Source organism: Streptomyces sp. NPDC127068 (genome assembly GCF_042724695.1).
Taxonomy (GTDB): Bacteria; Actinomycetota; Actinomycetes; order Streptomycetales; family Streptomycetaceae; genus Streptomyces.
Map to the genome: position 1 here is coordinate 119,283 of NZ_JBHXEN010000011.1, position 19,297 is coordinate 138,579.

The 19,297-nt window shown below is 73.6% G+C and carries 16 protein-coding genes; 8 read left to right on the forward strand and 8 right to left on the reverse strand.

The annotated features are described in order from the left end of the window. Positions 1 to 4: 4 nt before the first annotated feature. Together ACFWIA_RS09570 and ACFWIA_RS09575 are read right to left on the reverse strand one after the other, a co-directional pair. Positions 5 to 496, reverse strand: coding sequence for a ferritin-like domain-containing protein (locus ACFWIA_RS09570; RefSeq protein ID WP_387002086.1), 492 nt, complete (start codon positions 494 to 496; stop codon positions 5 to 7). Further along, positions 493 to 1,050, reverse strand: a complete 558-nt coding sequence (locus ACFWIA_RS09575; protein WP_387002088.1) for a hypothetical protein — start codon at positions 1,048 to 1,050, stop codon at positions 493 to 495. The genes ACFWIA_RS09570 and ACFWIA_RS09575 overlap by 4 nt, the downstream gene beginning before the upstream one ends. Before the next feature lie 175 nt (positions 1,051 to 1,225). Between ACFWIA_RS09575 and rimP the strand changes: the two genes are divergently transcribed. The 8 genes from rimP to ACFWIA_RS09615 all read left to right on the forward strand — a co-directional run bounded on the left by rimP (position 1,226) and on the right by ACFWIA_RS09615 (position 9,644). Next, positions 1,226 to 1,765, forward strand: coding sequence for a ribosome maturation factor RimP (rimP, locus tag ACFWIA_RS09580; protein ID WP_387002090.1), 540 nt, complete (start codon positions 1,226 to 1,228; stop codon positions 1,763 to 1,765). A 2-nt stretch (positions 1,766 to 1,767) separates the two neighbouring features. After that, positions 1,768 to 2,802 (forward strand): transcription termination factor NusA, encoded by a 1,035-nt coding sequence (gene nusA / locus ACFWIA_RS09585; RefSeq protein WP_387002092.1) that lies wholly within the window; start codon positions 1,768 to 1,770, stop codon positions 2,800 to 2,802. A gap of 128 nt (positions 2,803 to 2,930) precedes the next feature. Next, positions 2,931 to 3,209: a YlxR family protein gene (locus tag ACFWIA_RS09590; RefSeq protein ID WP_387002094.1), complete on the forward strand. Its 279-nt coding sequence runs from the start codon at positions 2,931 to 2,933 to the stop codon at positions 3,207 to 3,209. A 151-nt stretch (positions 3,210 to 3,360) separates the two neighbouring features. Next, positions 3,361 to 6,498, forward strand: a complete 3,138-nt coding sequence (infB, locus tag ACFWIA_RS09595; protein WP_387002096.1) for a translation initiation factor IF-2 — start codon at positions 3,361 to 3,363, stop codon at positions 6,496 to 6,498. A 203-nt stretch (positions 6,499 to 6,701) separates the two neighbouring features. Further along, positions 6,702 to 6,995: a DUF503 domain-containing protein gene (locus ACFWIA_RS09600; protein ID WP_385491685.1), complete on the forward strand. Its 294-nt coding sequence runs from the start codon at positions 6,702 to 6,704 to the stop codon at positions 6,993 to 6,995. Between the two features lie 94 nt (positions 6,996 to 7,089). After that, positions 7,090 to 7,590 carry a 30S ribosome-binding factor RbfA gene (gene rbfA / locus ACFWIA_RS09605; RefSeq protein ID WP_387002098.1) on the forward strand — a complete coding sequence of 167 codons (501 nt, stop codon included), beginning with the start codon at positions 7,090 to 7,092 and terminating at the stop codon, positions 7,588 to 7,590. After that, positions 7,587 to 8,492, forward strand: a complete 906-nt coding sequence (gene truB, locus ACFWIA_RS09610; protein WP_387002100.1) for a tRNA pseudouridine(55) synthase TruB — start codon at positions 7,587 to 7,589, stop codon at positions 8,490 to 8,492. Before rbfA ends, truB begins: the two co-directional genes overlap by 4 nt. Positions 8,493 to 8,696: 204 nt before the next feature. After that, positions 8,697 to 9,644, forward strand: coding sequence for a bifunctional riboflavin kinase/FAD synthetase (locus ACFWIA_RS09615; protein WP_387002102.1), 948 nt, complete (start codon positions 8,697 to 8,699; stop codon positions 9,642 to 9,644). A gap of 22 nt (positions 9,645 to 9,666) precedes the next feature. Here the strand turns inward: ACFWIA_RS09615 and ACFWIA_RS09620 are convergent, their stop codons facing one another. The 6 genes from ACFWIA_RS09620 to ACFWIA_RS09645 form a co-directional block, all read right to left on the reverse strand. Further along, positions 9,667 to 10,674: an ABC transporter ATP-binding protein gene (locus ACFWIA_RS09620; protein ID WP_387002152.1), complete on the reverse strand. Its 1,008-nt coding sequence runs from the start codon at positions 10,672 to 10,674 to the stop codon at positions 9,667 to 9,669. A 26-nt stretch (positions 10,675 to 10,700) separates the two neighbouring features. Next, positions 10,701 to 11,846, reverse strand: coding sequence for an ABC transporter ATP-binding protein (locus ACFWIA_RS09625; RefSeq protein ID WP_387002104.1), 1,146 nt, complete (start codon positions 11,844 to 11,846; stop codon positions 10,701 to 10,703). Beyond that, positions 11,843 to 12,778, reverse strand: coding sequence for an ABC transporter permease (locus ACFWIA_RS09630; RefSeq protein WP_387002106.1), 936 nt, complete (start codon positions 12,776 to 12,778; stop codon positions 11,843 to 11,845). Before ACFWIA_RS09630 ends, ACFWIA_RS09625 begins: the two co-directional genes overlap by 4 nt. Beyond that, positions 12,775 to 13,803 carry an ABC transporter permease gene (locus ACFWIA_RS09635; RefSeq protein WP_387002154.1) on the reverse strand — a complete coding sequence of 343 codons (1,029 nt, stop codon included), beginning with the start codon at positions 13,801 to 13,803 and terminating at the stop codon, positions 12,775 to 12,777. Before ACFWIA_RS09635 ends, ACFWIA_RS09630 begins: the two co-directional genes overlap by 4 nt. A 10-nt stretch (positions 13,804 to 13,813) precedes the next feature. After that, positions 13,814 to 15,730 (reverse strand): ABC transporter substrate-binding protein, encoded by a 1,917-nt coding sequence (locus ACFWIA_RS09640; RefSeq protein WP_387002108.1) that lies wholly within the window; start codon positions 15,728 to 15,730, stop codon positions 13,814 to 13,816. A 366-nt stretch (positions 15,731 to 16,096) separates the two neighbouring features. Next, on the reverse strand, positions 16,097 to 19,201 hold the full coding sequence (locus ACFWIA_RS09645) for an SCO5717 family growth-regulating ATPase (RefSeq protein ID WP_387002110.1): 3,105 nt from the start codon (positions 19,199 to 19,201) through the stop codon (positions 16,097 to 16,099). Positions 19,202 to 19,297 lie beyond the last annotated feature (96 nt).

The following is a 19,297-nucleotide window of genomic DNA, read 5'->3' on the forward strand; positions in this document are numbered from 1 at the left end:
CGAGCTAGCGGGATGCCCGCGGGGCCGGCGAACCACCCGGGCCCGCGGACCGCTCGGCGAGCCCAGGGAAGGCTACGCTGCCGCCCCGCCAGCGGGCCGCGCGGACCGCCGCCTCCCGCAGCGCGTCCACCGCCGACCGCCGCCGCGCCCCCTGCGAGGCCCGGACCAGGTCGGCGTACACCCCGGCGAGCCGGTCCTCCAGCTGGGCGGCCAGCCGGACCGCGCTGCCGGTGTCCGCGACCGGGAACGGCAGCGCGTACCCGGGCGCCGCCGGCACCGGGTCCCCGCCGAGGTCCCGCACCGCGCGCTGCCAGGCGTCACGGCGGGCCCGGTGCGCGTCGTGCGCGGCGCGGGCCTCGCCCCGCCGGTCCTCGTGCACCTTGCCGCCGACCACCCCGTAGCCGTACACGGCCGCGTGTTCGGCGTCCAGGGCCGCCCGCAGCGCCGTCAGTTCGGCGGCCTTCGCCCGCTCCCGGGCACGGCGCTCGTCGGTCACTTGTCGCCCTCCGTCAACAGGTACGCGTGCGCGGCGCCGGCCGCCGCCACCGAGGCGAGCAGCCGCGCCAGCTCGCCGGGGACCTCCAGGGCCCGCGCGGTCCGGGCGCCGGACAGCTTCCGCTCCTGCCCGGCGAGCCAGCCGAGCGCCTCGCGGGGCGCGTCCGGCACGGGCTCCGGGGCGGCACCGGTGGCGGGGGAGACCGAGCCGGCCGCGCCGGCGGACGCCTCGGGGGAGGCCGACCGACCGGTCCGGTCGAACGCCTTCTCGTGGCTCGCGACCTCGGCCCGCAGCGGCGCCAGCCGCTTGGCGAGCGAGGGGTGCGCGGCGAGCACCCGGTCGTAGCGTTCGCCCAACTCCCGGCTCTCGTCGGCCGTGCGGACCCGGGCACGTTCGGCGGCGGACGCCTGCTTCCTCGTCGTCCCCGACGGGTCGTCGGCGTCCGAGGTGCAGCCGGTGGTGACCGTGGCGGCCAGGCTGACGCCCGCGACACCCGCGAGCAGAGTCCTTCGGCGCGGCCCGGACCGGGCACGCGGCGGCAGGGGGAACGGCATGGCGGACGTCCTCGGGAACTCGCGGTGGCAGGACGGGAGACACGGGCTGTACGCCCGTGATCACCGTACCCGCACGGCCACCGGCCGCGGACGGCAACACCCTCCGGGAGCGGATACCCTTTGACCGGACACAGGACCTTCCCACAACAGCACACGCGGCCGAGGAGTCACCCGGATGAGCACCACCCAGAGCGAGAGGCTGCGCGAGCTGCTGGAACCGCTCGTGACCGCCCAGGAACTCGATCTCGAAGAGGTCAGCGTGTCTCCGGCGGGCAAGCGGCGCGTGCTGCGCGTGGTGGTGGACTCCGACGAGGGCGTGCTCCTCGACACCTGCGCGGAGCTGAGCCGGACGATCTCGGACGAACTCGACGCCACCGACGTGATGGGCTCCGGCGAGTACGTCCTGGAGGTCACCTCCCCCGGCGCCGACCGACCGCTCACCCTGCACCGCCACTACGTGCGGGCCACCGGCCGTCTGGTCCGCTTCCAGCTGGTCGCCGGCGGCGAGTTGACCGCCCGGATCAACCAGGTGGACGAGGACGGTCTCGACCTCGAAGTCCCCGGCGTCAAGGGCCGCAAGCCCACCGCCCGCAGGCTCGCGTTCGACGAGATCGCCAAGGCGCGGGTGGAGATCGAGTTCAACCGCAAGCAGACCACCGGCCCGGCCGGTGACGACACCGACCTGACCGACGACACGGAAGAAGAGGAGGCGTAGTCGTGGACATCGACATGAGTGCCCTGCGGGGCTTGGTGCGGGAGAAGGAGATCTCCTTCTCCTTGCTGGTCGAGGCGATCGAATCGGCCCTCCTCATCGCCTACCACCGCACCGAGGGAAGCCGGCGTCACGCGCGGGTGGAACTCAACCGCGAGACCGGTCACGTGACCGTCTGGGCGAAGGAGGACCCCGAGGACCTGGAGGAGGGGCAGGAGGCGCGCGAGTTCGACGACACCCCGTCGGACTTCGGCCGGATCGCCGCGACCACCGCCAAGCAGGTGATCCTCCAGCGACTGCGGGACGCCGAGGACGACGTGACGCTCGGCGAGTACGCGGGCCGCGAGGGAGACATCGTCACCGGTGTCGTCCAGCAGGGCCGCGACCCGCGCAACGTGCTCGTGGACATCGGCAAGCTGGAAGCCATCCTCCCAGTGCAGGAGCAGGTGCCCGGCGAGGAGTACCCGCACGGCATGCGGCTGCGGACGTACGTCGTCCGGGTGGCCAAGGGCGTGCGCGGTCCCTCCGTCACCCTCTCGCGCACCCACCCCAGCCTGGTGAAGAAGCTCTTCGCGCTGGAGGTGCCGGAGATCGCCGACGGGTCCGTCGAGATCGCGGCGATCGCGCGCGAGGCCGGACACCGTTCGAAGATCGCGGTCCGTTCGACGCGTTCCGGACTGAACGCCAAGGGCGCCTGCATCGGCCCGATGGGCGGCCGGGTCCGCAACGTCATGGCGGAACTCAACGGCGAGAAGATCGACATCGTCGACTGGTCCGACGACCCCGCCGACATGGTCGCCAACGCGCTGTCCCCCGCTCGGGTGACCAAGGTGGAGGTCGTGGACCTCGCGGCGCGCTCCGCCCGGGTGATCGTGCCCGACTACCAGCTGTCACTGGCGATCGGCAAGGAGGGCCAGAACGCCCGCCTCGCCGCCCGCCTCACCGGCTGGCGCATCGACATCCGCCCGGACACCGAGCAGGAGCCGGACCAGTCGGACCGGTCAGACCGGTCGGACCGGTCTGAGTACCGGCGCCCCTGAGGCAAGGGGCGGTTCCGCGGGCCCACCGCCCGCCCGCGGAGCCCCGCCGCACGTGTCGGCGGGAGAACCATCAGGTGAGTGGCCCGCCCCCGCAGGAATGGGGTCCGTACGGGGAGGTAGACTAGAACGTGTCTGGCCGGACGCAAGCCCGCGCACGCCCTGAACGCACCTGTGTGGGGTGTCGGGAGCGAGCGGCCAAGAACGAACTGCTGCGTATCGTGCAGAAGGGGGACGCCTGCGTCCCCGACCTTCGCGGTACGCTGCCCGGCCGGGGTGCGTACGTGCATCCCGTCCCGGTCTGTCTCGATCTGGCGGTGCGCCGTCGCGCTCTCGTCCGAGCCCTGAGGGCCCGGACACAGCTCGACACCCAGGCGCTGACCCAGATGGTCACGGGTGACACCACGTAATACGTAACAGGCGCCGTGCGAAGCCCCGTGCGGCCCAGTACCTCGCGAGTTGGAAGTAGGTCGAGATTGCGATGAGCACTCGATGAGTACGCGATGAGTACGCCCATGAAGTAGCGACGGTCCGGCGTAACCCGGACCTCAAAGGAGCGAAGTGGCTAAGGTCCGGGTATACGAGCTCGCCAAGGAGTTCGGTGTAGAGAGCAAGGTCGTCATGGCCAAGCTCCAAGAACTCGGTGAATTCGTACGTTCGGCGTCCTCGACGATCGAGGCGCCTGTCGTACGTAAACTGACTGACGCATTCCAGGGTGGTGGCTCCGGCAGGTCCGGTGCGAAGCCCTCGGCCCCCAGGAAGGCAACGCCGCGGCCCCCGATGCCGGCGGCGCCTTCGTCGACTCCGGCCCCGACGGGTCAGGCGACCCCCGGTGCCGCGCCGGCCGCACGTCCGGGTCCGCCGCGCCCGGCGGCCCCGAAGCCGCCCGCCGCGGAGCGTCCCGCCCCGCCGGCCCCCGGCCCGCGGCCCGCCCCGGCCCAGAAGCCGGCCCCGCGCCCCGCGCCGGCCACTCCGGCCGCGCCCGCGCCGGGAGTCCCCGAGTTCACGGCGCCCCCGGCGGCGCCCGCACGTCCCGCCGACGCTCCCCGCCAGGGCAACCGCCCCGGTGACGGTCCGCGTCCCGGCGGTCGCCCCGGCGGCCCCGCCGGTCAGGGCGGACAGGGTGGCCAGGGCGGACAGCCGCGCGGCGGCGACCGTTCCGGTGCCCCGCGTCCCGGCGGCCAGGGCGCACGCCCCGGCGGCCAGGCCCCGCGTCCCGGTGCCCGCCCCGCGGGCCCGCGTCCGGGCAACAACCCGTTCACGTCCGGTGGTTCCACCGGCATGGCGCGTCCGCAGACGCCCCGTCCCGGTGGCGCCCCGCGTCCCGGCGGCGGTGCTCCCGGCGGCGCTCCGCGTCCCCAGGGCGCCGGTCAGGGCGGTCCCCGTCCGCAGGCCGGTCCCGGCGGTGCGCGTCCCACTCCGGGCGGCATGCCCCGTCCGCAGGCCCCGCGTCCCGGCGGCGGCCCCGGCGGTAACCGTCCGAACCCCGGCATGATGCCGCAGCGTCCGGCTGCCGGTCCCCGCCCCGGCGGTGGCCCGGGTGGCGGTCGCGGTCCCGGTGCCGGTGCCCGTCCGGGTGGCGGCGGCGGTCGTCCCGGTGGCGGCGGCGGCTTCGCCGGTCGTCCCGGCGGTGGCGGCGGCGGTGCCCGTCCCGGTGGTGGCGGCGGTTTCGCCGGTCGCCCCGGTGGCGGCGGCGGTGGCGGCGGCTTCGGTGGCGGCGGCGGCCGTCCCGGCTTCGGCGGTCGTCCCGGCGGTCCCGGTGGCCGTGGTGGCACGCAGGGCGCCTTCGGTCGTCCCGGCGGTCCGGCCCGACGAGGTCGCAAGTCGAAGCGGCAGCGGCGCCAGGAGTACGAGGCCATGCAGGCCCCGTCGGTCGGCGGCGTGATGCTGCCCCGCGGCAACGGCGAGACCATTCGCCTGTCGCGCGGTGCGTCCCTCACCGACTTCGCGGAGAAGATCAACGCCAACCCGGCGTCGCTCGTCGCGGTCATGATGAACCTCGGTGAAATGGTCACCGCGACCCAGTCGGTCTCCGACGACACCTTGGTCATGCTGGCCGAGGAGATGAACTACGTCGTCCAGGTCGTCAGCCCCGAGGAGGAGGACCGCGAGCTCCTGGAGTCCTTCGACCTGGAGTTCGGCGAGGACGAGGGCGGCGAGGAGAACCTCGTCTCGCGTCCGCCGGTCGTCACCGTCATGGGTCACGTCGACCACGGAAAGACCCGACTGCTCGACGCCATCCGCAAGACGAACGTCATCGCGGGCGAGGCCGGCGGCATCACCCAGCACATCGGTGCCTACCAGGTCGCGACCGAGGTCAACGGCGACGACCGTCGCATCACCTTCATCGACACCCCGGGTCACGAGGCGTTCACCGCCATGCGTGCCCGCGGTGCCAAGTCGACCGACATCGCGATCCTCGTGGTGGCGGCCAACGACGGTGTGATGCCCCAGACGATCGAGGCGCTGAACCACGCCAAGGCGGCCGAGGTGCCGATCGTGGTCGCGGTCAACAAGATCGACGTCGAGGGCGCCGACCCGACCAAGGTGCGCGGTCAGCTCACCGAGTTCGGTCTGGTGGCCGAGGAGTACGGCGGCGACACCATGTTCGTCGACATCTCCGCCAAGCAGGGCCTGAACATCGACAGCCTGCTGGAGGCCGTCGTCCTCACCGCCGACGCCTCGCTCGACCTGCGGGCCAACCCGGAGCAGGACGCACAGGGCATCGCGATCGAGGCCCGTCTCGACCGGGGCCGCGGTGCCACCGCGACCGTCCTGGTCCAGCGCGGAACGCTGCGGGTCGGCGACACCATGGTCGTCGGTGACGCCTACGGTCGGGTCCGTGCCATGCACGACGACCAGGGCAACACCCTCGACGAGGCCGGTCCCTCCACCCCGGTGCAGGTCCTGGGTCTCACCAACGTCCCCGGCGCCGGCGACAACTTCATCGTCGTCGACGAGGACCGCACGGCCCGCCAGATCGCGGAGAAGCGTGCGGCGCGCGAGCGCAACGCGGCCTTCGCCAAGCGGGTGCGTCGCGTCTCCCTGGAGGACCTGGACAAGGTGCTCAAGGCCGGCGAGATCCAGCAGCTCAACCTCATCATCAAGGGCGACGCGTCCGGTTCGGTCGAGGCCCTGGAGTCCTCGCTGCTCCAGCTCGACGTCGGCGAAGAGGTCGACATCCGGGTGCTGCACCGCGGCGTCGGTGCGGTCACGGAGTCCGACATCGACCTGGCGATGGGCTCGGACGCCATCGTGATCGGCTTCAACGTGCGCGCCGCCGGGCGGGCACAGCAGATGGCCGAGCGCGAAGGCGTGGACGTCCGCTACTACTCGGTCATCTACCAGGCGATCGAAGAGATCGAAGCGGCCCTCAAGGGCATGCTCAAGCCGGAGTTCGAAGAGGTCGAGCTGGGCACGGCGGAGATCCGCGAGGTCTTCCGCTCGTCCAAGCTGGGCAACATCGCCGGTGTCCTCATCCGGTCCGGCGAGGTCAAGCGCAACACCAAGGCCCGCCTGCTCCGCGACGGCAAGGTCATCGCGGAGAGCCTCAACATCGAGGGCCTGCGCCGCTTCAAGGACGACGTCACCGAGATCCGCGAAGGGTTCGAGGGCGGTATCAACCTCGGCAACTTCAACGACATCAAGGTCGACGACGTCATCGCGACGTACGAGATGCGCGAGAAGCCGCGCGCCTAGTGCGCCCGGTGGTCGCCCGGCTTCCCGCCGGGCGGCCCGTGCGGTCCGGACCGGGGCCGGTCGGCGGGGAAAATCCCGTCGATCGGCCCCGGCCGTCGCGTGTACGGTTCAGGTGTCCCCGCCGTGCGATCGGCGGGGCCGCCGGGCCCGCCGCACGGGCGGCACGGCCCTTGAACCCGAACCGGCGGGACATCCGGACACACATGTACGTGGGGACCCTGTCCTTCGATCTGCTCCTCGGCGACGTCCACTCGCTCAAGGAGAAGCGTTCACTGGTACGGCCGATCGTCGCGGAACTCCGACGCAAGTACGCGGTGAGCGTTGCGGAGACCGGCAACCAGCACCTCCACCGCAGGGCCGAGATCGGTCTCGCGGCGGTGTCCGGGGACACCGGGCACCTGGCCGAGCTCCTCGACAGCTGCGAAAGGCTGGTTGCGGGACGGCCGGAAGTGGAACTCCTGTCCGTACGGCGCAGGCTCCACCGGGACGACGACTGACGCAGCCGCGTCCCCACGACACGGTCGGCCCCACGAGGACCGGCCGACCCAGTACGAGCAGCACACGCAAGGTTTTCAAGAAGGAGACGGACCAGTGGCCGACAACGCGCGGGCTAAGAGGCTGGCGGACCTCATCCGGGAGGTGGTGGCCCAGAAGCTCCAGCGTGGGATCAAGGACCCCCGGCTGGGCACCCATGTCACCATCACCGACACCCGGGTCACCGGTGACCTGCGGGAAGCGACCGTCTTCTACACCGTGTACGGGGACGACGAGGAGCGGGCCGCCGCCGCGGCCGGGCTGGAGAGCGCCAAGGGTGTGCTTCGCTCCGAGGTGGGCCGCGCCGCGGGCGTGAAGTTCACCCCGACCCTCACCTTCGTCGCCGACGCGCTCCCCGACACCGCCCGCACCATCGAGGGCCTCCTCGACCGGGCCCGGGCGTCCGACGCGAAGGTCCGCGAGACCTCCGCGGGCGCCACCTACGCGGGCGGGGCCGACCCCTACCGCAAGCCCGCCGACGAGGACGCGGCGCCCGACGACCCTGAGGCCCCCGCCGACGGGGACGACGAGCAGAACGGCGGCGTCTCCCGAGCATGACCAGCAAGCCCCCCGTGCCCGACGGCCTCGTGATCGTGGACAAGCCGTCGGGCTTCACTTCGCACGACGTGGTCGCCAAGATGCGCGGCATCGCCCGCACCCGGCGGGTCGGCCACGCCGGAACCCTCGACCCCATGGCCACCGGCGTCCTCGTCCTCGGCGTCGAGCGCGCGACCAAGCTCCTCGGGCACCTCGCGCTCACCGAGAAGGAGTACCTCGGGACCATCCGCCTCGGCCAGGACACCGTCACCGACGACGCCGAGGGCGACGTCCTGACCTCCACCCCGGCCTCCGAGGTGACCCGCGAGGCCATCGACGCCGAGGTCGCGGTGCTGACCGGGAACATCATGCAGGTCCCGTCCAAGGTCAGCGCCATCAAGATCGACGGCAAGCGCTCCTACAAGCGGGCGCGGGAGGGCGAGGACTTCGAGATCCCCGCCCGCCCCGTCACCGTGTCGTCCTTCGCCGTGTACGACGTCCGACCGGCCGTCGCCGAGGACGGCACGCCCGTGCTGGACCTCGTCGTCTCCGTCGTGTGCTCCTCCGGGACGTACATCCGGGCGCTCGCCCGGGACCTCGGGGCCGCGCTGGGCGTCGGCGGACACCTCACCGCGCTGCGCCGCACCCGGGTCGGCCCCTACAAGCTGGATTCCGCCCGGACCCTCGACGACCTCCAGCGCGAACTCACCGTCATGCCGGTCGCCGAGGCCGCCGCCGCCGCGTTCCCCCGCTGGGACGTCGACACCCGGCGCGCCCAGCTGCTGCTCAACGGAGTGCGGCTGGAGATGCCCGACGAGTACGCCGGAGCGGGCGCGGTCGGGGTGTACGACTCCGACGGCCGGTTCATCGTGCTGGTGGAGGAATCCCGGGGCAAGGCGAAGAGCCTAGCCGTCTTCGCCTGACGGCGGCGAAGCCCCCCGTCCGGACCGCCGGGGCGCGGACCGACCCGCCGGGGTCGTCCCGCCCGCGGCGGATGCCGATGCCGACTGCGCGTGAGGGGCATGGCACTCTTAGACCTGCGGATCCGACGCATGCGCGGATCCGGCCAGGACCGCGGTCGCCGGACCGCCACAGGTGAGACCAGGAATGCGACAAGGAGCGGCACAGTGCAGCGCTGGCGTGGCTTGGAGGACATCCCCGAGGACTGGGGGCGCAGCGTCGTCACGATCGGGTCCTACGACGGGGTCCACCGCGGGCATCAGCTGATCATCGGCCGTACCGTGGCCCGCGCCCGGGAGCTGGGCGTCCCCTCCGTCGTCGTCACCTTCGACCCGCACCCCAGCGAGGTCGTCCGACCCGGCAGCCACCCCCCGCTGCTCGCCCCGCACCACCGCCGCGCCGAGCTGATGGCGGAGCTGGGCGTCGACGCCCTGCTGATCCTGCCGTTCACCACCGAGTTCTCCCGGCTGTCGCCCGCGGACTTCGTGGTCAAGGTGCTCGTCGACAAGCTGCACGCACGGGCCGTCGTCGAGGGCCCCAACTTCCGGTTCGGCCACCGGGCCGCAGGGAACGTCGCCCTCCTGTCCGAGCTGGGCGGAACGTACGACTACGCCGTCGAGGTCATCGACCTGTGCGTCACCGGGGAGGCGGGCGGCGGCGAACCCTTCTCGTCCACCCTCACCCGGCGGCTGGTCGCCGAGGGCGACGTGGCCGGCGCGGCGGAGATCCTCGGCCGCCCGCACCGCGTCGAGGGCGTCGTCGTCCGCGGCGCCCAGCGCGGCCGTGAGCTGGGCTACCCCACCGCGAACGTGGAGACGCTGCCGCACACCGCGATCCCCGCGGACGGGGTGTACGCGGGATGGCTCCAGGTCGGGGACGAGTCGATGCCCGCGGCGATCTCGGTGGGCACCAACCCCACCTTCGACGGCACCGCCCGCACGGTGGAGGCGTACGCCATCGACCGGGTCGACCTGGACCTGTACGGGTTGCACGTCGCCGTGGACTTCCTGGCGTACGTGCGGGGCATGACCAAGTTCGAGACCATCGACGACCTGCTCGTCGCGATGGCGGAGGACGTGCGGCAGTCGAAGACGCTGATCGCCGAGGCGTCCTAGCCGAGCCAGTCCGTCCCTTGTCCTAGCCGGGGCGGGCGCTCGCCCAGTGGCAGGCGGTACGGGTCGCCGTAGCGGTCAGTACCGGGAGGTCGCGGGTCCGGCAGGCCGCGGACACTCCCGCCCGGTCGGCCCGGCCGTCCGCGAGGACCGGACAGCGCACGTGGAACCGGCAACCCGCGGGGACGCGGGCCGGGTCCGGCGGCTCACCGGACAGCACGACGGCCGCCCCGGGCGTTTCCGGCAGCACCGACAACAGGGCCTGGGTGTACGGGTGCTGAGGAGCCGTCAGCACCCGCTCCACGGGTCCCGTCTCGATGATGCGGCCCAGGTACATCACCGCCACCCGGTCGGCGATGTTCCACGCCAGACCCAGGTCATGGGTCACCACCAGCGCGGCCAGCCCGAGTTCGGACCGCAGCCGCAGCAGCAGCGCCAGGATCTCTCCGCGCACGGAGGCGTCCAGGGAGGCCACCGGCTCGTCGGCGACCAGGAGTTCGGGTTCCAGGACCAGGGCCCCCGCGATCACCACGCGCTGCCGCTGGCCGCCCGAGAGTTCGTGCGGGTAGCGCAGGAGGAAACGTTCCGGTGGTCGTAGCCCGGCCCGGGACAGGGCTCCCGTCACCGCCGCCCGTTCGTCGCCCCCGTACCGGTGGATGCGCAGCCCCTCGGCCACCGCTTCGTACACCGTGTGCCGGGGGTTCAGCGAGCCGCTGGGGTCCTGGAGCACCAACTGGGCCCGCGCACGGTACGCCTTGAGGGCCCGCCCGCCGTACGCCAGTGGCGCCCCGGCGTAGCTGACGGTGCCTGAGGTGGGGCGTACCAGGCCGAGCAGGGTCCGGGCGAGCGTCGACTTGCCGCAGCCGGACTCGCCGACCAGGGCCACGATCTCGCCGCGGTGGACGTCGAGGTCCACCCCGTCGACGGCGCGGGCCCCGGCCGTGCCCGGGCGGCCGGGGAAGACCACGTGCAGGCCCCGGGCACTGAGCAGGGCGTCGTTCACGGGGGCGTCGCCCCTGGGGTGGTAGTCCATGGCGTGGTCGTTCATGGGCCGGTCGTTCATGGGGCGGTCCCGCTCCTCACTCCGTCCTCGGGCTCGGGTCCCGGTGCGTCCGGGCCACCCACCAGTGGCCCGGCACCGGTGACCCCGTCCGCCCCGTTCGTGACGACCGTTCCGTCCACCGGACGGTCCTCCAGCGGGGGGACCGCCCCCGGGCCCGGCACCCCGCCGACCCCGATCAACACACAGGCCGCCCGGCGCGCCCCGACGTCGAGGTCCGGGGCACCGTCGGCGTCCCGCAGCGCCGGGTCGTCCCGCTCGCAGCCGTCGAGGGCCACCGGGCACCGGGGCCGGAACGCACAGCCGGACGGCAGCGCCGCCGGATCGGGAGGATCACCCGGCAGACCCCGGGGCGCGAACCGGGAGGCCGGATCGCCGATCCGCGGGAACGACCCCGACAACGCCCGCCCGTAGGGGTGCAACGGGTCCTCGTAGACCCGGCGCGCCGGTCCCTCCTCGACGATCCGGCCCGCGTACATCACCGCGAGCCGGTCGCAACGGTCCGCGAGCACCGCCAGATCATGGCTGATCATGATCAGCCCGAGTCCGCGGTCGGTGACGAGGCCGTCCAGCAGGTCGAGGACCTGGGCCTGCACCATCACGTCCAGCGCGGTCGTCGGCTCGTCCGCGACGATCAGCCGTGGATCGCAGGCCAACGCCATCGCGATCATGACCCGTTGACGTTGACCGCCGGACAGTTCGTGCGGGTAGGCGTGCGCCCGGCCGGACGGCAGACCGACCTGTTCGAGGAGTTCCCCCGCTCGTCGCCGCGCCTGCGCGGGGCTCGCCCGGTGGTGCAGCAGGACGGGTTCGGCGATCTGGTCGCCGATCCGACGCACCGCGTTCAACGAGTGCATCGCCCCCTGGAAGACGATCGAGGCCCCCGCCCAGCGCACCGCCCGCAGCCGCCCCCACCGCATGGTCAGCACGTCCTCCCCGTCGAGCAGGACCGTGCCCCGGGTCACCGTCCCGGTCGGCAGCAGCCGCAGCAGGGCCAGCGCCAGGGTCGACTTGCCGCACCCCGACTCACCGGCGACCCCGAGCCGCCTGCCCGCCGCCAGCGAGAGGTCCACCCCGCGCACGGCCGCCGCCCCGCCCGGGTAGGTCACCGTCAGGTCCCGCACCTCCAGCAGGGGTCCGCTCATCGTGCCGCTCCCGACCTCGGGTTCAGTACCGACTCGACGGCCCGCCCGCACAGCGTGAACGCCAGCGCCACCGCCGCGATCGCCAGGCCCGGCGGCACCAGGTACCACCAGTGGCCCGCGCTGACCGCCCCCGCCTCCCGCGCGTCCTGGAGCATCCCGCCCCAGGACGTCACCGTGGGATCGCCGAGCCCCAGGAACGCCAGCGTGGCCTCGGCGAGGATCGCCCCCGAGATGCCGAGCGTGGTCTGCGCCAGCACCAGCGGCAGCACGTTCGGCACCACGTGCCGCACCATGACGTGCCGGTGCCCGCCGCCGAGCGCCCGCGCCCGCTCGATGTACGGGCGGGACTCCACGGCCATCGTCTGCGCCCGCACCAACCGGGCCGTGGTCGGCCAGGTCGTCACCCCGATCGCCAGCACGACGGTGCCCAGCGAACGGGACAGCACGGTGGCCAGCGCGATCGCCAGGACCAGCGTCGGCATCACCAGGAACCAGTCGGTGACCCGCATCGCCACCGTCCCGTACCAGCCCCGGAAGTGCCCCGCGGTGATCCCCACCAGCGCACCGATCGCCACCGACAGCACCGCCGCGAGCAGCCCCACCATCAGCGACACCCGCGCACCCCACACCAGCAATCCGAACAGGTCCCGCCCGAACTGGTCGGTGCCCAGCCAGAACGCGGCGCTCGGCCCCTCCATCGGCCCGCCCGTCGCCCGCGTCACGCTGCGCACCTCGTCCCCCACGGTCCACGGCGCGGTCAGCGCGAGCAGTGCGCACAGCACCAGGGCGAGGAGCCCCAGCACCCCCGAGCGGTGGGCGCGGTAGCGGCGCCAGAACCGGGTGGCACTGTCGCGCCGCCGCTTCCGGGCGAGGGCCCGCGGGCCGGGTGCGCGTCCCGGTGGCGGCGGGGCGGTGTCGGTGCGCACGGTCATCGGCCCACCCGGGGATCGAGGAACGGACAGATCAGGTCGGCCACCGTGTTCATCAGGATCACGGCCGCCGCGAACACCAGGAACAGCCCCTGGACCAGCGGCAGGTCGGGCACGCTGAGCGCCTGGTAGAACAGTCCGCCCAGACCCGGCCAGGAGAACACCGTCTCCACCAGGATGGTGCCCGCGACGACCCGCCCCAGATTGACGAAGACCAGGGTGACCGTGGGCAGCGCCGCGTTCGGCACCGCGTGCCGCCGGCGGACCTGCACGTCCCGCAGACCCTTGGCGCGGGCCGTCGTCAGGTAGTCGGCGCCCACCTCGTCCAGCAGCGCCGACCGGGTCACCAGCAGGGTCTGCCCGTACTCCACCGCGACCAGGGTGACCACCGGCAGCACCAGGTGGTGCGCGACGTCCAGCACGTACCCGACGCCCTGCGAGGTGCCCGACTCCATCCCGCCCGTGGGGAACAGCCCCGGCACCGGCCCGGCGCCCACCGAGAAGACCACGATCAGCAGCAGCCCCAGCCAGAACGACGGAACCGAGTACAACGTCAGCGCCAGCCCGGTGTGGAACCGGTCGCCGGGACCGCCCCGCCGCCAGGCCGCACGGGTCCCCAGGAACACCCCGAGGGCCGTGTACAGGACGAACGCCGTACCCGTCAGCAGCAGGGTGTTCGGCAGCGCCTCCACGATCTTGTCGATCACCGGCGTGCGGAACTGGTACGACGAGCCGAGGTCACCCGTCAGCGCCCGTCCGCAGTAGTCCGTGAACTGCTGCCACCACGGCAGATCGAGACCGAACTCCCTTCGGTAGGCGGCCAGTTGCTCCGCCGACACCGGACGGCCCCCGGTCATGAACTTCACCGGATCGCCGGGGATCAGCCGGAACAGGAAGAACCCGGTCACCAGCACGGCCAGCAGCGACACCGCAGCGCCCGCCAGCCGGCCCGCCGCGTACCGGGCGTAGCCGGAGGCCGCTGCCGCCCCCGGACGCCCGGCACGGGACCGCGCCGGCGTCCCGAGCAGCCCCGGTGCGCTACTCACGGTCGTCCACCGTGGCCCGGCGGCGCAGCGCCACCGCTCCCGCGCCGCAGGCGAGGACCGCACCCGTCGCCGCGAGTCCGACCAGCACCCCGCCCGGAGCCGCGCCCCCGTCCGGCCGATAGGGCCGCGCCGGGGTCGCCGACCACCAACTCCAGTAACCGTCCTGACCGTAGATGTTGCCCGCGGCGGCGGGCATCGTCGTGATCGAACCGATCCGGTCCGACCGGTACGCCTCCACGGCGTTCGGGTACGCCAGCACGTTCATGTACCCGGTGTCGTACAGCCGCGACTGCATCTGCCGCACCAGCTCGGCGCGCCGGTCGGGCGCGTACTCGGCGAGCTGGCGGGCGTACAACTCGTCGTAGCGCCGGTCGCAGATGAAGTTGTCCGTGGCACCCGGCACCCCCGGGGACTCGGGGAGCGCGGCACAGGTGTGCAGGGCCAGGACGAAGTCGGGGTCGGGGTTGACCGACCAGCCGTCGAAGGCCAGGTCGTACTCGCCGGCCGTCCAGGGATCGGTGACGTTGTCCAGGCACGCGACCTCCACCCCGATCCCCAACTCGGCGTACCACTCCTGGAGGTAGCGACCGATCGCCTTGTCGTTGGGGTCGGTGGCGTGACACAGCACGCGGTACGTGATCGGCTTCCCGTCCGCCCCGATCCGCAGCCCGTCGGCGTTCTTGCGGTACCCGGCCCGGTCCAGCAGCCGGGCCGCCCCCGCCGGATCGTGGGGAACGCGCTGCTCTGCCGACGGCCGCCAGTGGTACGTGGAGAAACGCGGCGGGAGGTACCCCTCGCCGCGCACCGCGTGCCCTTGGAACACCCGGTCGACCAGCGCCTCCCGGTCGACGGCCATGAACAGGGCCCGCCGCACCCGCGGGTCCAGCAGCGAGGGGTGCCCGTCGCCGAAGCGCCGCCCGTCGCGGGTCCGGGCCCCCGGGTTGGTGGCCAGTGCGTAGAAGCGACGGCCGGGCGCGTCGTTCACCGTGACGTGCGGTTCGTCGGCCAGCGACCTCGCCTGGGCCGGCGTCAGGCCCTGGACGAACGAGACCTCGCCCTTGCGCAGCGCGGCCACCGCCGCGTCACCGTCCTTGTAGTACGTGAGCAGCAGCTCGTCGAATCCTGGCGCGCCCCGCCAGAAGTCGGGGTTGGCCCGCAGCCGTACGTAGCTGTCGGGCTCGTAGTCGACCAGGACGAACGGTCCGCTGCCGACGATCGGGAAGCCGTCGTCGTTGGTGACCCCCACGACGTCACCCGTCTTCTCCCAGACGTGCCGGGGCACGATCGGCACGTCCAGGGCGGTCATCGTCGCCTGGGGGGTGCGCAGGGTGATCACCAGGACGGTGGGGCTCCGCGCGGTGACCTCGCGGAAGTTGCCGACGTAACTGCCGTTCGCGGCGCCCGCCGCCTCGTCGGTCATCATCGTCCGGAACGTCCACGCCACGTCCTCGGCGGTCACCGGCACCCCGTCCGACCAGCGGGCGCCGGAACGGATCGTGTACGTCCAGGTGAGCTTGTCGGCGGACGGCCGCCACGAGGTCGCGAGGCCGGGCACGGTGCGGTTGTCCACCGGGTCGTAGTTGGTGAGGTACTCGTACATCAGCCGGTGCACGCTGGTGCTGATGAGCCGTGAGGCGAGGAACGGGTTCAGCGAGTCGACGCTCTGCGACACGGCGACCTTCAGCGTCCTGGGCGTCCCCCCGCCGTCCGATCCGGGCGCGGTGGCGGCGTCCGTCGTCACCGCGGCCGTCGGGGCGGCCGATGCGGCCGGGGGCACCGTCGCGGACAGCAGGGCGAACGAGGCGGCCAGGGCGGCGGCGCGGAACGCGCAGCGGACGGGGACCGGAAGCGTCCGGCGGGTGGCGGGGGGCGTGGGGGAGGGGGCTGGTCCGGGCGGCTCGGGCTCCATGGTTCGTGACCTCGCGTCAGGGCTCGCGGGGGAACGGAGGATCGCAGGGAGGTTCGAGGGAGAAGGAAGGCTGTGGAGTGATGATGTGACAGCGGGCGGGGGGTCAGGCGTGTCTATCAGCGCCCGGACCCCGGGTCAACGACCGCCATCCCCGCGTACCCCTCATGGCCTGCGCAAACGTGGACAGGGGCGCATCGGGGTGAAGTGCGTGCACGGGGCCGACCGGGCGGCGCGCAGTGGATCGTACGCGCCGTGCGGGTGAGTGCGCGCCGGGGGTGACCGTGGGCCCGGCATGCCGGAGGTCCCGCTCCGGAACGTCGGAGCGGGACCTCGGGGCGGTGCGTGCGCGCCGTGCGCGGGCGGACCCTACTGGCCGGAGCCCGTGGGGGGTGCCGGGGGCGGGCCGTCCGGAGCGCCGGGGACGTTCGGCTGCGCGTCGGCCGGGCCGTTCGCCGACTGCTGCTCCGGGAGCGGCGCGGCGGCCGGGTGTCCCTGTCCCGGCCACGGTCCGGGCGCCCCCGGTTGGGCCCCCGCGGGCTGGCCCGGCGGGAACCCGTACCCGCCGGGCAGTCCCGGTGCCGGGTACGGCTGGTCGGGAACGGCTGGCTGCCCCGCGACCGGCGACTGCTGTCCGGGCGCGGGCTGCTGCGGCCAGCCGTACGCGGCACCGGGCGCGCCGGGCGCCTGCTGCGGATACGGCTGACCGGGGAAGCTGTGCTGTCCGGGAGCAGGTGCGGGTGCAGGGTGGCCCGGCGCGGGCTGCTGACCGGGGAAGCCCGGCTGCTCCGGAACGACCGGTTGACCGGGAGCGGCCGGCTGGCCGGGACCCGGCATGGGCGGGGCGAGCTGCGGCGGGGGGTTCCCGTCCGAGGTCCACAGCCCCTGGACCTGCTGGGCGCGCGCGAAGTCCTCCGCGACGAGCGCCGACAGGTTGAAGTACGCCTCACGGACCTTGGGGCGCATCATGTCGAGGTCGACCTCGGCCCCCGCCGCGAGGTGCTCGTCGAAGGGCACGACGACGACACCCCGGCAGCGCGTCTGGAAGTGGCTGACGATGTCCTCCACCTTGATCATCTTCCCGGTCTCCCGCACTCCGGAGATCACGGTCACCGAACGGGCCACCAACTCCGCGTACCCGTGCGCGGAGAGCCAGTCCAGCGTGGTGCTCGCACTGCTCGCCCCGTCCACCGACGGCGTCGAAACGATGATCAGCTGGTCGGCGAGGTCCAGCACCCCGCGCATCGCGCTGTACAGCAGTCCCGTACCGGAGTCCGTCAGCACGATCGGGTACTGCCGACCGAGCACGTCGATCGCCCGCCGGTAGTCCTCGTCGTTGAACGTCGTGGACACCGCCGGGTCCACGTCGTTGGCGATGATCTCCAGTCCGGAGGACGCCTGCGAGGTGAACCGCCGGATGTCCATGTACGAGTGCAGGTACGGGATCGCCTGCACCAGGTCACGGATGGTCGCACCGGTCTCCCGCCGGACCCGGCGCCCGAGGGTGCCCGCGTCCGGGTTGGCGTCGATCGCCAGGATCTTGTCCTGGCGCTCGCTGGCCAGCGTCGACCCGAGCGCGGTCGTCGTGGTCGTCTTCCCGACACCGCCCTTCAGACTGATGACGGCGATGCGGTAGCAGGACAGCACGGGCGTGCGGATGAGTTGGAGCTTGCGCTGCCGCTCCGCCTCCTCCTTCTTGCCGCCCAGCCGGAACCGGGAACCGCCGCCGACCGGCCTGCTGCTCTTCGCCCGTTGCTTCTTGCTGTTGAGCAGCCGGTCGGAGGACAACTCCACCGCGGCCGTGTACCCGAGCGGGGCGCCGGGCGAGGTCCGCTCACGCTGGTCGTGCTGGAGCGGCTGGGGCCATGCTGCGCCGGCCCGCGGGTCGACCGGCTGCTGCCCGTACGGGGACGGCGGGACCTGCGGGTTCTCCTGGGGCAACGGTTGCGGGTACGACGCTGCCGGTGCGCCAGGACCGGGCGGCTGGACACCGGGGTGGGCGGGCGGTTGCTGGGGGAAGCCGTAACCGCCGGCCGGCGGCTGCGGAGCGTCCTGGGCGTACGGCTGCGGGTACCCCTGCTGGGGGAATACCGGTACCTGCGGGCCGGGCTGCTGGTGTGCTCCGGGTTGGTGCGGTCCGGGCAGGGCGGGGCCCGGTTGTGGCTGGGCCGCCTGCGGTGCCTGGGGTGCCTGGGGCTGTTGGGGCGGCTGCGGTGTCTGGGGCGCGGAGGTGGGTGGCGCGGGGGGCACGTGGGGTACGGGGGGCTGGGGGAAGCCGTAGCCCCCGGGTACCTGCTGGCCACCCACGGCTCCCGGCGTTCCCTGCGGTGCGTCCTGCGGTGCGTGCGGGGCGACGGCAGGCGGTTGCACCGGCGCTGGTGCCGGTGCGGGCGCGACTGCCGCTGGCGCCGGTGAGGCGGGCGGAGCGGCCGGCGACGTCGGGGCTGCCGGGGCGTCCGGCGTGGGCCACGGTCCGGCCGGGCCGTCGGGGGCGACCGCCCGGAACGCGGGCGGCAGCGGGGGAAGCGCCCCCTGCCGGGCGGGTGGTGACGTCCACTGGGGCGGTACGCCCGCGGGCGGAGCCGCTTGCGGGGCTACGGGCGCGTCGCCGGGCCTGCTGTCCTGCGGCACCACGTCGTGCAAGGCCGCGGGTCCGGTGCCGTCCGTGTCGGTGGCGGCGTCGATCACCGCACCGGCGTCCTCGGTCCCGGCCTCGGACGCGGTCCCGGCCTCGGACGCGGTCCCGGTTTCGGACCCGGTCCCGGCCGTGGCCCCGGTTCCGGCCGCGGTTTCGGGTCGTGCGTCTTCGGGCGCATCCTCCCGCGCCGGAACGTCCTCCGTGCCGTCGGTCCCCTCGGCCGTGGCGGCCGCGTCGTCGGTCGGCGCGGGGTCCGGCCCGTCGGCTCGGTCGGTGCGTTCCGTCAACTCCCGCTTCAACGCGGTGACGGAGATCCGCATCGTCGCCCCGCTCTCCAGGTCACCGTCACCGCCGGCGTCGGCCCCGCTGCTTGCGGCCTTCGCGGGGGGAGCTTCGGCGGGTTCGGAGGGGACGACGGGCACCGCGGCCTCAGGTGCCGCCGGCTGGAACCCCGAGCCGAGCGGCAACCCCGGCACGAGGGCGCCGGTGGACGCCCCGATGCCCGGCGGGGGCGGCAAGGGCAGGGCCGAACCGGTGGGAGGCGGCGGTGCATAGGCCCCGGAGGACGGCTCCCGCGGCGTCTGGGACGGCAGCACGGGCGACTCTGCGGCCGGGGGGACGGGGGGAACCACGGGGGGCGCGGCGGGCACGGGCGGCGTCGTGCCCGGGGAGGGCGAAGGAGTCTCACCCGCGCTCCCCGAGGAGTTCTGCGTGTACCAGGCGGGAGGGGCGTAGTCGATGGTGAACTCGCCCGTCGCCTCGACGGACTCGGCGTCGGACTGGTCATCGTCGGGTGTGGCCCAGCCCCCGCGCTTCCCGTCCCGATCGCTGTTCACAATTCCTCCTGGTGTGGTCGAGCGCCCTGCTTGCCGCGATGGCGGGCGTCGTTCCCGGGTCCGGACCTCGCCGCCGGCCGGCCGGGCCTTCCCCGG